Origin of the sequence: Pantoea sp. SOD02, assembly GCF_024707505.1 — a bacterium.
GTDB classification, from domain to species: domain Bacteria; phylum Pseudomonadota; class Gammaproteobacteria; order Enterobacterales; family Enterobacteriaceae; genus Pantoea; species Pantoea symbiotica.
This window is the reverse complement of sequence record NZ_CP102604.1, coordinates 1,918,726-1,932,809: the sequence shown is the minus strand read 5'-3', so window position 1 is coordinate 1,932,809 and position 14,084 is coordinate 1,918,726. Positions and strand designations below refer to the sequence as shown.

12 protein-coding genes are annotated in these 14,084 nt (G+C 58.3%); 2 read left to right on the top strand and 10 right to left on the bottom strand.

What is annotated here, in order from left to right; translation table 11 throughout:
* Positions 1-48: 48 nt before the first annotated feature.
* From pqqF to NR302_RS08995, 8 genes are all read right to left on the bottom strand, one after another.
* On the bottom strand, positions 49-2,370 hold the full coding sequence (pqqF, locus tag NR302_RS09030; RefSeq protein ID WP_258145040.1) for a pyrroloquinoline quinone biosynthesis protein PqqF: 2,322 nt from the start codon (positions 2,368-2,370) through the stop codon (positions 49-51).
* Positions 2,370-3,509 (bottom strand): pyrroloquinoline quinone biosynthesis protein PqqE, encoded by a 1,140-nt coding sequence (gene pqqE, locus NR302_RS09025; RefSeq protein ID WP_258145039.1) that lies wholly within the window; start codon positions 3,507-3,509, stop codon positions 2,370-2,372. The genes pqqF and pqqE overlap by 1 nt, the downstream gene beginning before the upstream one ends.
* Positions 3,496-3,774 carry a pyrroloquinoline quinone biosynthesis peptide chaperone PqqD gene (pqqD, locus tag NR302_RS09020; protein ID WP_061720121.1) on the bottom strand — a complete coding sequence of 93 codons (279 nt, stop codon included), beginning with the start codon at positions 3,772-3,774 and terminating at the stop codon, positions 3,496-3,498. Before pqqD ends, pqqE begins: the two co-directional genes overlap by 14 nt.
* A 4-nt stretch (positions 3,775-3,778) precedes the next feature.
* The gene (gene pqqC, locus NR302_RS09015; protein ID WP_179451032.1) at positions 3,779-4,534 is read right to left on the bottom strand and encodes a pyrroloquinoline-quinone synthase PqqC; all 756 of its coding nucleotides are present in this window, start codon (positions 4,532-4,534) and stop codon (positions 3,779-3,781) included.
* On the bottom strand, positions 4,531-5,457 hold the full coding sequence (pqqB, locus tag NR302_RS09010; RefSeq protein WP_258145038.1) for a pyrroloquinoline quinone biosynthesis protein PqqB: 927 nt from the start codon (positions 5,455-5,457) through the stop codon (positions 4,531-4,533). Before pqqB ends, pqqC begins: the two co-directional genes overlap by 4 nt.
* A 55-nt stretch (positions 5,458-5,512) precedes the next feature.
* Entirely contained in the window at positions 5,513-5,584 is a 72-nt protein-coding gene (pqqA, locus tag NR302_RS09005) for a pyrroloquinoline quinone precursor peptide PqqA (RefSeq protein ID WP_002905689.1), read from the bottom strand.
* A 148-nt stretch (positions 5,585-5,732) separates the two neighbouring features.
* On the bottom strand, positions 5,733-6,758 hold the full coding sequence (locus NR302_RS09000; protein ID WP_258145037.1) for a dipeptidase: 1,026 nt from the start codon (positions 6,756-6,758) through the stop codon (positions 5,733-5,735).
* A 78-nt stretch (positions 6,759-6,836) separates the two neighbouring features.
* Entirely contained in the window at positions 6,837-7,769 is a 933-nt protein-coding gene (locus tag NR302_RS08995; protein WP_258145036.1) for an ABC transporter substrate-binding protein, read from the bottom strand.
* A gap of 662 nt (positions 7,770-8,431) precedes the next feature.
* Here NR302_RS08995 and leuA point away from each other — a divergent pair.
* Positions 8,432-10,117 (top strand): 2-isopropylmalate synthase, encoded by a 1,686-nt coding sequence (gene leuA / locus NR302_RS08990; RefSeq protein WP_258145035.1) that lies wholly within the window; start codon positions 8,432-8,434, stop codon positions 10,115-10,117.
* Here leuA and NR302_RS08985 read toward each other — a convergent pair.
* Both NR302_RS08985 and NR302_RS08980 read right to left on the bottom strand, forming a co-directional pair.
* A complete protein-coding gene (locus NR302_RS08985) occupies positions 10,068-10,850 on the bottom strand; it encodes a helix-turn-helix transcriptional regulator (protein ID WP_258145034.1) in 783 nt (260 codons plus the stop codon). The two genes, leuA and NR302_RS08985, sit on opposite strands and share 50 nt — an antisense overlap.
* Position 10,851: 1 nt before the next feature.
* A complete protein-coding gene (locus tag NR302_RS08980) occupies positions 10,852-11,715 on the bottom strand; it encodes an NAD(P)-dependent oxidoreductase (RefSeq protein ID WP_258145176.1) in 864 nt (287 codons plus the stop codon).
* A gap of 219 nt (positions 11,716-11,934) precedes the next feature.
* Between NR302_RS08980 and pqqU the strand changes: the two genes are divergently transcribed.
* Entirely contained in the window at positions 11,935-14,046 is a 2,112-nt protein-coding gene (gene pqqU / locus NR302_RS08975) for a TonB-dependent receptor PqqU (RefSeq protein WP_258145033.1), read from the top strand.
* The last annotated feature ends 38 nt before the right edge of the window (positions 14,047-14,084 follow it).

Genomic DNA, 14,084 nt, shown 5'->3' with positions numbered 1-14,084 from the left:
ATAAATGACGACCCTACGACAACGATGCAGGTTTTGTAGGGTGCGCATTTATGCGCACCTGGTCACCAAAATCAACCAGCGATGCCGTTCGCGCAGCAGACGCTGGTGCAGTTGCTCAAGCTGCGGCAGCGTCAGAGCCTGAATGGCAGCGCGATTGAGCGTCGCCAGGCCGTGCTGCTGGCGCAGGGTTTCGAGTGCGGCATCGCCATTGTCTTTGCTTGCGCACTGCGTTAGTAAGCTTGCCTGCCATGCCGCCAGCTTTTCAGGGGAAACTGCCGCGATCTCGGCAACCATCTCACGCATAAAGCGTTTGCAGTGACCCAGCAACGCGCGCCAGGTGATATCCGGCGATTGCAGTGCCAGCATTAAGCCATCCACATCTGCCACCCGTTGATAACGCGCCGACACCACATAACCAATTTGCTGATCCACGCGCAGCCGCTGGAAGAAACGCGTTTCCAGCATTAGCGCCAGCACGCGTAAAGCGGCCAGGGCGGCATCGTCGGCGTGCGGTAACGGCATAAACAGCAACAGAGCCTGATCGGGTCCGTCGCAGTCGATGGGCACAATGCCGCGTTGTAATTTTGCGGGCGGCGTGTAGCGCGCCAGATCCGGCGCAAAATCGCTGAGCAGATGCGCCACGCGCTGGCTTAATGCGCTATTGGTGCCGCACCATGCCGCCAGCCATTGCGGCGAGGGCGATGGCTTAATCAAGCAAGTTGGCAAAGCGGCGAGCAGCTGACGAATGACGATGGAGTGCGTTGTCGCTACGGATTGCGTAAGCACCGGTGTGTTCAGCGCCCGTAATGCCTGATACACGCTTAACAATGCACGGTCTTCGGATGCGGGCAGATTGAGCAGCAACTGCCAGCTTCCCTGCGTTTGTTGCCAGGTGCCATTGCCGCCGGCGTGGCGCAGTTCTGCGAGCACTGGACGCAACTGGCGCTGCCGCGCCTGCGCTTCTTCATCGCTCAAGGTTTGATAAAACGCCGGACGCAGCAGCAACGTCTCAACCTGTTTTACCGGTGCAATCAGCGGCAGTTGCTGCGCCACCGGCGGAAGACGGGGGAACTGAATTTCCGCCGAAGCGGGATAGAAGTGAAACACTGCGGATTCTGTCGCATCCGGCAACGCCGGCAGCCACTCGGCCAGTTGCAGAGTAAAGCCTTGCGTCTGATGCGGTGCGCCGTCGATGTGGTGCTGCGTGAGCAGACGCGTGCGCGGCCAACACGGCAACGCGGCGGCAAAATCCGTGAAGTTATCTGAAACCGCTAAACCAGGCGCGAAACCCAACGCGTGGCCGCGCAACTGTTCCAGCGGCGACAAGGCCGCGAAGTCCTGCTGCGCGAGTTGCGCGTAATGCTGCAGCTGAATCGCATTACACTCGATTAACGCAGCCAGATGCTGCCAAACGCGTTGTTCAATCTGTTGCGCCAGTTCCGAAGAAATGCGCGTTGCGCTAAAACGCAGCGCCAAAAATGCGTGTTGCTCATCTTGCCATAACCATTGCACGTCAAGGGCTTCACATAGCGCCTCAGCCCGCAATTGCGCCAGCAAACTGCACGGCGCTTCGTCTTGCCAGAACCTCTTAAGCAAGGTGACATTGTCACGAACAGTCTGTTCATCGCCCGGGATCAATAACGTCAGCCAGAAGTTTTCTTCACCGCCTAATTGCAGCAAACGATCGCCGGGCAGCAGCGCGGGTTCTACAGCCGCAGCGCGTTCTCCACCCGCCAGCAAACTGCCGCCATAGCGTGCCGCCAGCTGCGTTAGCTCGTCAAGCGATTGCGGCCCTTGCAGCCAAAGCTCCATATTTTCAGCGCGATAGAAGCGGCAATGAAAATCGCGTAACGCGGATTGCAACTCCGTGACATTGTCACCAAACGCAAGCCGACTGCCGACACGGAAGCGTTGAAAGCGTCCCTTTAGCTTATTTAAGATGGCGGCTTCACTCAGCGTGTCGGCATGGTTTTGCAGCAGTTGATACTCTGCCTCAATCACCGCCGCTTCCTGCTGAATGGCCTGCGTCGACAGCAATGGCGACGCCAGCATATCGCACAGCCGCTGCACGCCTGCTGACAACGCTGAAGCTGGGAGCTGAAAGAAATAGGCGCTGCGGCTCAACTGTGTGGTGGCATTCACCTGTCCGCCCTGCTGCTGCAGCCACGGCATCAGGCGATCCTCGCCGTTAAAACCTTCACTGTCGCAGAACAGCAGATGTTCCAGCAGATGCGCCAAACCCGGCCAGCGATCGGCTTCATCCAGACTCCCGGCCTGCACGCGCAGCAGCGCCGCCGCCTCACGCGCGTCCAGCTGATGATAAAGATGGCAGCGCAGGCCGTTGGCGAGCGTCAGCTGGCGCGCCTTCATCAGGTGACGCGCTGCTTAAAGATCAGTTCGGAGTTGCTGCGATTGCGAAACTGCAGCTGCTGGATTTTGATATCGCTGCAGTTGGCTTCACGCCGTGCTTCGAGGATCTTGCCGTGATGCGGCGATTTGCTGCACACCGGATCGGTGTTATCCGCATTGCCGGTCAGCATAAAGGCCTGACAGCGACAGCCGCCAAAGTCTTTCTCTTTCTCATCGCAGGAGCGACACGGCTCCGGCATCCAGTCAAAGCCGCGATAGCGGTTGAAACCAAAGGAGTTATACCAGATATCGTCCAGCGTGCGTTCCAGCACCGACGGGAACTCGACCGGCAGCTGACGCGCGCTGTGGCACGGCAACGCGGTGCCGTCTGGCGTGACGCTAAGGAAGATCGATCCCCAACCGCCCATGCAGGGTTTCGGGCGCTCTTCGTAGTAGTCCGGCGTCACGAACAGCAAATTGGTGAGATTACCGGTGGCGCTCATGCGCTGACGATAATCGGCCACCACCGCTTCGGCGTTGGCGATCTGCTCGCGCGTCGGCAGCAAACCTTCGCGATTGAGCTGCGCCCAGCCGTAGAATTGGCAAGTTGCCAGCTCAACATCATCGGCTTCCAGTTCGATACAGAGATCGATGATTTTGTCGATCTGGTCGATATTGTGGCGATGCAGCACAAAGTTCAGCACCATCGGATAGCCGTGTGCTTTCACCGCTTTTGCCATCTCCAGCTTCTGCTGGAAGGCCTTTTTCGACCCGGCCAGCGCGGCGTTGAGCGTTTCATCGCTGGCCTGGAAACTGATCTGAATATGATCGAGCCCGGCATCGGCAAAGGCGTCGAGTTTTTTCGCCGTCAGGCCAATGCCGGAGGTGATCAGGTTGGTGTAGAAACCGAGATCGCGCGCGGCGCGGATCAGTTCCGGCAGGTCTTTACGCGTCAGCGGTTCGCCGCCGGAAAAACCGAGCTGCACGCTGCCCATGGCGCGCGCCTGACGAAACACCTCAATCCACTGTTCGGTGGTCAGCTCTTTCTCCTGCTGGGAAAAATCCAGCGGATTGGAACAATACGGACACTGCAGCGGGCAGCGATAGGTCAGTTCTGCCAGCAGCCACAGCGGCGGCGTCACGCTTTTACTCGGGTTCACGACACTGTATCCATTTTTGTTCGATGGCTGATTGCAGGAACTCTTTAACGTCATCGCCGACGCCGCCCGCATCCGGGAAACGCGCATCCAGCGTGGCAACAATCGCCGCCACATCCTGTTTGCCATCCACCAGCTCGAGGATCGCCACAGCGGTTTCGTTCAGTTTGGCCATGCCTTCAGGATAGAGCACCACATGGCTGTCTTGCGCCGCTTCCCACTGCATGCGGTAGCCGCGACGGAAAGCGGGAATCACATTATCTTTCATATTGTTATACCAGTCTTGTGCTGTGCCAGGACACCTGATCGGTGACCGTATGATAAGGCGGACGTTGCAGCGCATACGCCATGGTCATGGCATCGAGCATGGTCCAGAGAATATCGAGCTTGAACTGCAGGATCTCCAGCATGCGGTTCTGCTGTTCGGCGCTGGTGAACACCTCAAGCGCCAGCGCCAGTCCATGCTCCACATCGCGGTTCGCCTGGCTCAGACGGCTGCGGAAGTAGAAATAGCCTTCCTCTTTGATCCACGGATAGTGCTGCGGCCAGCTGTCGAGGCGCGACTGATGAATCTGCGGCGCAAACAGTTCGGTCAGCGAGCTGCAGGCCGCTTCCTGCCAGTTTGCACGACGCGCAAAGTTAACGTAAGCGTCCACCGCAAAGCGCACGCCTGGTAGCACCAGCTTCTCCGACAGCAACACCTCACGATCCAGGCCCACCGCTTCACCCAACTGCAGCCAGGCTTCAATGCCGCCTTCGTGACCGTTGCTGCCGTCGTGATCGAGGATGCGCTGCACCCATTTACGCCGCGTCGCCGCATCCGGGCAGTTCGCCATGATCGCCGCGTCTTTCAGCGGAATATTGGTCTGATAATAGAAGCGGTTCGCCACCCAGCCCTGAATCTGCTCGCGCGTCGCATCGCCGTTGTGCATGGCAATGTGATACGGATGATGAATGTGGTAGAACGCGCCTTTATCGCGCAGCGCCTGCTCAAACGCGGCGGGCGATAACGCTTCAGTAATGATCACGATGCAAACTCCTGCAGATGAATCGCCATGCCATCCCAACTCACTTCAATGCCCTGCTGCGTCAGATAGACGCGCTGCGGCGATTGCTCATTAAGGATCGGATTGGTGTTGTTAATGTGAATCAAAATCTTGCGTTTGGCCGGCAGCGCGGCCAGCAGCGCCATCAAACCTTGTTCTTCAGCCAACGCTAAGTGGCCCATCGCTTTGCCGGTATTTTTGCCGACGCCGGTAGCGAGCAGCTCGTCGTCCTGCCACACAGTGCCATCAATCAACAGGCAATCGGCTTTTTGCAGCCACGGCATGATCACCGCATCCGGCTCACCCAGTCCCGGCGCGTACAGCAGCGTTTGGCCGTTGGCGGTGTTTTCAATAAACAGCGCCACGTTGTGGCCCGGCAGCGGGCGATCGCGATACGGCGAATACGGTGGCGCGTTGCTGAGAATCGGAATCGCGGTGAACTGCAAACTGTGGCAGACATCGACGCGAAACGGTTCCAGCGGCGTTAACGCATGATGCTGCAAGCCACCATTCCAGTGCTGCAGCATGGTGAAAATCGGGAAGCCGCTGGTGAGATCGCCATGCACTTCCGGCGTGCACCATACCTGATGCGGACAACCTTCGCGCAGGCTCAGCAAGCCGGTGGTGTGATCGATTTGGCTGTCGGTCAGAATGATGCTGCCAATTGCCGTGCCGCGCAGCACACCCTTTTTGATCAGTTCTGGCGTGTGGGCAATTTGCTGGCTGATGTCCGGCGAGGCGTTACACAACACCCAATCTTCACCGTTGTCGCTGACAATGATCGAAGATTGCGTGCGCGCCTGCGCCTGGATGCTGCCGTTACGCAGGCCGCTGCAATTGGCACAGTTACAGTTCCACTGCGGGAAGCCGCCGCCCGCTGCTGAACCGAGGACTTTAATAAACATGAAAGTTGACCAGAGAGAGAAAACAAAATGCCCGCACGAACGGCGGGCAGAAGTCTTAGCGGTTGGAGATGTACAGAGTCACTTCCAGGCCCAGACGCAGGTCAATAAACGCAGGTTTTTTCCACATAATGGTCTTCCTCATAAAGCAAAAACGCAGAGAAATCTCTGCTGAAGAGAATTGCGGCTGTGACGTAGATCACATCGCAATCCGTACGCGCGCAGATGTTGCGCCAATGTAGCGAGCAGATCAACCCTGATTCGGTAAGGGAATTGTGCTAATCCTGCCAAATTTGTTGCAACACGCGCTGCCAGTTGCCCCATGCGAGCTGCTCAAGTGCTGTTTGATCGTAGTCGAATGAACGCAACAACGCATAAAGATGCGGTAATCCACTGACATCTTTCAGCGCATCAGGCACGCTAATGCCGTCAAAATCGGAGCCCAGCGCCACATGATCGCGGCCCATTATCGCGATCAGGTGCTCAACATGTTTAACAATTTCGATCAATGCGGTGTCGCTGTCGCGTTTTCCGTCGCTGCGCAGGAAAGCGTTGCCAAAATTCACGCCCACCACGCCGCCGCTGTCGCGAATGGCGCGCAGCTGATCGTCAGTAAGATTACGCGGCTGCGCGCAGAGCGCATGCGCATTGGAGTGCGTCGCCACCAGCGGCGCAGTTGACAGGCGCGCGGTGTCCCAGAAGGCTTTCTCGTTCATGTGCGACATATCGATCAGCATGCGATGGCGGTTGGCTGCGTCGATCAGCTGCTCGCCTTGTGCGGTCAAACCCGGTCCGCTGTCCGGCGAGTTGGGGAATGATCCACTGACGCCTTCGCCAAAGCGATTAGGCAGATTCCAGAACGGCCCGATGCTGCGCACGCCCGCTTTATAGAACGCATCAAGCGCAGCGCCATCGCCATCAAACCCATCTGCGCCTTCAATGTGCGCCACCAGCGCCAGCACGCCGTCCGCACGACAGGCAGCAATATCAGAGGCACGGAGGCATAAACGCGCGCGACCGTCAGATTGCGCCGCCAGCGTTTTCAGGATGTCGAGCTGCTGCCAGAGAATATCAAGCGGTTCGAGATTTTCCTCCGCTCGCTGCGGCGCGACCTCTTTGACATAACGCTGTGGCGGCACGAACATCGCGAACAGCCCACCGGCAAAACCGCCCTGCTGCATGCGCGGAAAATCGAGGTGGCCCTTTTCGATGCCGTGAAAAAATGCCTGCGCCGGATCATCGCGATGATGCAGCCACAGATTGAGAAGCAGGTCGTTATGACCGTCGAAGGTTTTTAGCAACATGGGGAGATCTTTGGCGAAACAACATGCCGCCATGCTACGCGCGCGCTGCTGTTTCGCCAAATATAGGCGCACAAAGGGTTAGTTCTGCGCAACCTTTAAGCCGTGATAGAAGGTTGGTTTCACATCCAGATGCTGCTGGATCAAACCGTATTTCTGGTAAAAATCGGCGGTCTCCTGCTGCTGGGCGATGGTGGCATCATCAATGCTCTGCCAGTGCGATTTGCGCCGTGAGAAGGATTTCGCCGCCGCTTCTTTCGGGAAGCCGATGATTTTCGCCAACGTAGTGGAGTACTCATCGACATGGCTGTTGGCCCAGCGATCGGCCGCCGCTAAGCGATTGACGTAATCCTGCAGCGCCGCGCGTTTGGCCTCATCTTGCAGTGCAGCGTCGGTAGCGGCGAGGAAACTGTTGCCGCTGGACAGCCCGACGCCGTTAACCAGCACGCGGCCGGTATGGGTCACTTCCGCCAGCGCGGTATAGGGATCCCACGTTGACCAGGCATCCACCGAGCCGTTTGCCAGCGCAATGCGTGCATCCGCCGGCGTTAAGAAGCGCCACTTGACCTCTTTATCGCTGACGCCCGCCTGCTCCAGCGCTTTAAGCGCCTCAAAATGGCCAATCGATCCGCGTCCAGTGGCGATGTTTTTGCCCTTCAGCTCGGCCACGGTTTTGATGGGTGAATCCGGGCTGACCAGCACCGCCAAACCTTCGGGTATCGACTTACTCACCGCCACCGCTTTCACCTGCGAACCGGCCGCCAGCGAGAACAGTAGCGGCGCATCGCCGATAATACCGGCATCCACCGCACCGGCATTCAGCGCTTCCGCCAGCGGTGCCGCCGCCGGGAACTCGGCCCATTCGATTTTATAATTGAGATTGTTCAACTGCTGCGCCGCAGCCATTTCCGCGTGCATATTTCCCTTCTGATCGGCAATGCGTAGCGTCACTGTTTCTGCCGCTGCCGCGCCGCTCGCTGCCACGATCAATAGTGCCAAAGCTGCTCTTTTCATTGTGTTTTATCCCATCGCGCAAAACCCCAGCCTAACCCGCGCGCGCCAAATGACCGATGCCGATTTCGCATGAGATATGCCGACAATGGTATATAGCGGTGAGATGCCGCTCAGTTAGGCGCGGAGCAGCTTTCGTTCGCCATGTGCTGGGGCAGTTGCAGTAACTTTGTGCGGCGACCGAGAAGAGGACGCCTCAACACCCGCGCTGCTGCATCAATGCATTATTTTGACTCACAGTCGTTACAAATCCCGTAGGGTCGTCATTTATGGCGACCAGGTGCGCATGAATGCGCACCCTACGAAAAACCAGTTTGAGAACTGTCATCACAGGCAGCGGTGTTGCGCGCCATCCGCAGCGCCGAGCGCAGAGTGACGGCCAGGATGAGCCGACACGACGTCGGCGAAAGCGCGGATTGCTAAGGTCCGCGCCTTCGGACCTTAGCCCGGCCGCCTGCTTCAGGCATTCTGAAACTGCCAGATGCTTAGCGGGCGGAACCACTGCGATGCCAGTACACAGCTTATCTAATAAGCATTACGCCATTTATGGCGACCAACGGCATGACCGCGCGGTTGTCACTTTTGCGCGTGTGGTTGTCAGCAATGCGCGAGCCGGGCCGCGTGCTGCTGGGTGAGACTGAATACAACATCACAAGGAGATCGTTATGCTCACGCAACCCGCTACAAAATACCGCCCGCTTCCGGTCATCGACTTACCCGATCGTCAGTGGCCATCGCGCCAGCTGACGCAGGCACCGCGCTGGCTCTCTACCGATTTACGCGATGGCAATCAGGCGCTGGCGACGCCGATGGACAGCGCGCGCAAGCTGGAGTTCTGGCAACTGCTGCTGCGCTGTGGCTTCAAGGAGATTGAGGTGGCCTTTCCGGCGGCATCGCAGACCGATTTTGATTTTGTCCGTTTGCTGATTGAGCAAAACCACATTCCAGACGATGTGGCGATTCAGGTGCTGACCCAGGCGCGCAGCGACCTGATCGATCGTACCTTTGAGGCGCTGCGTGGCGCAGCGAACGCCATTGTTCACCTGTACAACGCCACCGCGCCGCTGTTCCGCGAGCGTGTGTTCCGCCAGAGTAAAGCAGAAATTATTGAACTGGCCTGCGCCGGTGCACGGCAAATTCGCGCCCGCTGCGAAACACAAAAGGATACCGCGTGGACCTTCGAGTATTCGCCAGAAACCTTCTGTTTTACCGAGCCGGAGTTTGCGCTGGAGATTTGCGAAGCGGTGGCGGCGATTTGGCAGCCGGGACCGGCGCGTCCGATGATCATCAACCTGCCTGCCACCGTCGAAGTGAATACGCCGAACGTCTACGCCGATCAGATTGAGTATTTCTGTCGCCACTTCAGCCAGCGATCGCAGGTGTCGATCAGCGTGCATCCGCATAACGATCGCGGTACTGGCATTGCCTGCGCCGAGCTGGCGCTGCTGGCGGGTGCTGATCGCGTCGAAGGCTGTTTGTTCGGCAACGGCGAACGCACCGGCAACGTCGATATCGTCACGCTGGCGCTCAATCTCTATACCCAAGGCGTGGCGCCGCAACTCGATTTCAGCGATATCCAGCAGGTGCTGGAAGTGGTGACGCGCTGCAACCAGCTGCCGGTGCATCCGCGCCATCCGTATGCCGGTGAGCTGGTGTTTACCGCCTTCTCCGGTTCGCATCAGGATGCGATTCGCAAAGGCTTTGCCGAACGCGCTGAGCGTGAAGAAACCCTGTGGCAGATGCCGTATCTGCCGCTCGATCCGCTGGATATCGGCTGCAGTTACGAAGCGGTGATCCGCGTGAACAGCCAATCAGGCAAAGGTGGCGCCGCGTGGCTGCTGGAGCAGAATCACGGCCTGCAACTGCCGCGCGGCTTGCAGCAGGATTTCAGCCGACTGGTGCAGCAGCAAACCGACCAGCACGGTCAGGAGATGACGCACCATGCGCTGTGGCAGCTGTTTTGTCAGCATTACGGTTTAACGCAGCCTGCACGTCGTTTGCAGGAAGCGGAAAGCCACAGCGACGATAAAGGTGAAACGCGTTTCAAAGCGCGACTGCAACAGGGCGCGCAGCCGGTGACGCTGGAAGGCAAAGGTAACGGCTTGCTCTCTGCCGCCGTCACCGCGCTGCGTCAGCGCTACGACATCGTCATCACCATCGAGGATTATCACGAACACACGCTGGGCAAACGCAGCGACAGCCGTTCGGTCACTTACATCAGTTGCATTAACGCACGCGGTGAACGCGCGTGGGGCGTGGGTATTGATAACGATGTGGCGCGCGCGTCATTGCAGGCGCTGCTCAACGCAGCGCACGCTTTTCTGCCGCAGGAAAGTAGTTCGCTGGCGTAACGCCGAGCACGCGACGAAACATCGCACTGAAGGCGCTTGGGCTGTCGTAACCGAGATCGAGCGCCACCGTCAGCACGCTATCGCCCTGCGCTAAGCGGGTTAACGCCACGCTCAGTCGCGCGCGGCGCACCCAGTCGCTGAACTGCAAACCGGTTTCGCGGCTGAAATGGCGCGCCAGCGTGCGTTCGGCCACGCAGAGTTGCGTGGCGGCGCGGGCCAGCGTCCAGTTTTCGCTGGGCGCTTGCTGGATGTGCTGGCACAGACTCAGCAAACGCTCGCTTTCCGGCAGCGGCAGGCCAAACGGCAGCACATCCATTACGCGAATTTCATCGAGGATTAGCTCGTAAATACGCTCGGCGCGGCTGCCGGGAACGTACTGCTCCGGCAGCGCCAGCGCGCTGACAATCAACTCACGTAGCAGCGGCGAAATCTGTACCACCTGACAACTGGCGGGCAGATCGGCGCGCGCCAGCGGATCAACAAACAGCGTGCGCGCAGCGACTGCACCGACGATGTGCAGCGCGTGACGCGTTCCCGCCGGCAGCCAGACGCCGCGACTCGGCGGCACAATCCAGCTGCCGTGCTGCGTTTCAACTTTCACCACGCCGCTCAGCGTGTGGATCAGCTGCGCGCAATCGTGGTGATGCCACGGCTCCGCGTCGCCATGCGCATAATCATGCGCATAGGGCACCAGCGGACGATGGGCGAAGTCGAAGTTGAGTCGCGCACTCATGTTAGCGTTTCAGATATTGATAAACCGCTGCCAGATCCTGCTCGCCGTAACCGGCGTCCACCGCTTGCTGCCAGACATCTACGATGTTTTCCAGCGCCGGCAGTTTGCTGTCGCCTGCCGCATCCAGCGCCAGTTTGGCGTCTTTCAGCGCCCACACCAGATGCATCTGCGGCGTGAAATCGCCGCTGGCGATCATGCCGAGTTTCATTTTGGCGTACGGTGCCGCCAGCGGACCGCCATCCAGCACTTTCCACAGATCGTCGGTGCTGAAACCAAACTCTTCCGCCAGACGCGTACTTTCCGCCAGGCTCTGCATCAGACCAATCAACCAGCTATTCACCACCAGCTTCATGCGCGAGCTAGCGCCCGCCTCGCCCAGCCACTGCGTGCCTTTACCAATCGCGGCAAACACCTGCTCGGCGGCCTGCGCTTTGCTCTGATCGCCGCTGGCCATCACCAGAATTTGCGCATTTTCTGCCGGCGCTTTGGTGCCGGAAACCGGTGCATCGATAAATACCACGTCCGGGCGCGCGCTTTTGAATTCGGCGATCAGTTGATCGGTGGCTTCCACGCCGATAGTGCCCATCTGGCAAATCGTCGCGCCCTGCTTAAGCGCGCTGCTGGCGTCGTTCAGCGCCTGACGCGTGGTATCGCCGTCGGCCAGCATGGCGATCACCACATCTGCGCCACTCACCGCTTGTGCGGCGCTATCGGCCAGCGTGATGCCAGCATCCAGCAGATCTTCGCCTTTGGCGCGTGTACGGTTCCAGCCGCGTACCGTGAAACCTTTTTTCAACAGGTTAGCGGCAAACGCATGGCCCATCGCGCCTAATCCCAGTACCGCGACCACAGGTTGTTGACTCATCATTCCCTCTCTTTTGTGCTTTCAGACAAAACCGCCAGACTGACAGAATTTCCCTGACGCAGCCAGGCCAGAGATGCGATGAAAAAACATTTTCAACACCGCAATTATTAATAATCCGTCATACTATTAACGCTTTTCAAACAAATGATAAAACGATTAACATACGCGCCATTAATGTTCCATTCGGTACATTCCACGCCCTTTTTACGGTCTTTCATAATGAAAATAGCTTTACTGCGACAGGCTTCGTTGCTGATGCTGCCTGCGATGTTGCCGGTCTCAGCGCTGGCGGCGAACGCGGCCAATAACACCATGGTGGTGAGCGCGGCGCCGTCCGCATCCGGACTTTCTGAACTCGATACGCCAGCCGCAGTTAGCGTGGTTTCCGGCGAAGATATGCGCCATGCGGCACCGCGCGTCAATTTGTCAGAAAACCTCAGCAGCGTGCCGGGTTTGCAGATACAAAACCGCCAGAACTATGCGCAGGATTTGCAGATTTCGGTGCGCGGTTTTGGTTCGCGTTCCACCTTCGGCCTGCGCGGCATTCGCATGTACGTTGATGGCATTCCAGCGACCATGCCTGACGGCCAGGGACAAACCTCTAATATCGATATTGGCTCAATCGATCACATCGACGTGCTGCGCGGCCCGTTCTCGGCGCTATATGGCAACTCGTCGGGCGGCGTGATTAACGTTGAAACCGAAACCGGTCAGCAACCCACCACGCTGGAAGCCAGCAGCTGGTACGGCAGTTACGGTAGCTGGCGCAACAGCGTTAAAGCCAGCGGCGCGACCGGTGACGGTACGCAAGCCGGCGACGTTAATTACACGGTTTCCGCCTCACGCTTTACCACGCACGGCTTTCGCGATCACAGCTCGGCGCAGAAAAATCTCGGCAACGCCAAACTCGGCGTGCGCATTGATGATGTCAGCACCCTAACGCTGCTGTTCAACAGCGTGCACGTTGATGCGCAGGATCCGGGCGGTTTGACCGCCGAGCAGTGGAAAGACAATCCGCGCCAGGTCGCCAGCAACGTGACTTTGTACGACGCGCGTAAAACCGTCGATCAAACCCAGGCGGGCCTGCACTATCAGCGCCAGATGAGTGAAAACGACGACCTGAGCGTGATGATGTACGCCGGTGAACGCGAAACGACGCAGTATCAATCGATTCCTAAAGCCACCCAGTTGCGCCCAGGTTATCCCGGCGGCGTCATTTCTCTGTCTCGTCATTATCAGGGCATCGATACCCGCTGGACGCACCGCGACGCGCTGTTCACCATTCCGGTGACCTTCACCGGCGGCCTCGACTATGAAACTATGACCGAGAAGCGCAAAGGTTATCAGAACTTTAGCGGCGACGAATTGGGCGTACAGGGCGAGATGCGTCGTAACGAACGCAACCTGATGTGGAACCTCGATCCCTATATGCAAACCGCGTGGCAGCTGACCGATAAACTGTCGCTGGATGCCGGCGTGCGTTTCAGCACGGTGAATTTCGACTCCAATGACTATTACGTCACCGACAGCGATCCGGATGACAGCGGCAATCGTCGCTACCATCGCTGGTTACCTGCCGCGGCCCTGAACTACGCGATTGATAACAGCTGGAACGCCTACGTTTCTGCTGGTCGCGGCTTCGAAACGCCGACGCTGAATGAGTTGTCCTATCGCGCCGCCGATCAGGCCGGACTGAATCTCAACCTGCAACCCGCCACCAGCGAAACGGTTGAACTGGGCAGCAAGAAACGGATCGGCAATGGCCTGTTAACTGCGGCGATTTTCCAGACCGATACCAAAAACGAGATCGTTTCTGACAGCAGCTTTGAAGGCCGCACCAGCTACAAAAATGCCGGTGAAACTCGCCGTCGTGGATTAGAACTCGGCCTCGACCAGCAGTTTGGCGAGAGCTGGCGCTTCAAAGCCGCATGGACCTTGCTGGATGCCCGCTATCGCTCCAACGCCTGCGGCACCGAAAGCTGCGACGGCAACCGCATTCCCGGCATTGCCCGTAACATGGCCTACGCCGGTCTGGCTTACGCGCCCGATCAAGGCTGGTATGCCGGAACCGATGTGCGCTACCTGAGCGATATCGCGGCGGATGATGAGAACGATGTGAAAGCGCCGTCTTACACCGTGGTCGGCGTAAACAGCGGTTATAAGTGGCTGGTGCAGAACTGGACGCTGAATCTGTTTGGCCGCGTCGATAACCTGTTTGACCGCAACTACATCGGTTCGGTGATCGTCAATGAAAGCAACGGCCGCTATTACGAACCGGCACCGGGCCGCAATTACAGCGTGGGTCTGACGGTGAGTTATGCGTTTCTGTAAATAAACTTTAATGCCGGTGCGCATAAATGCGCACCCTA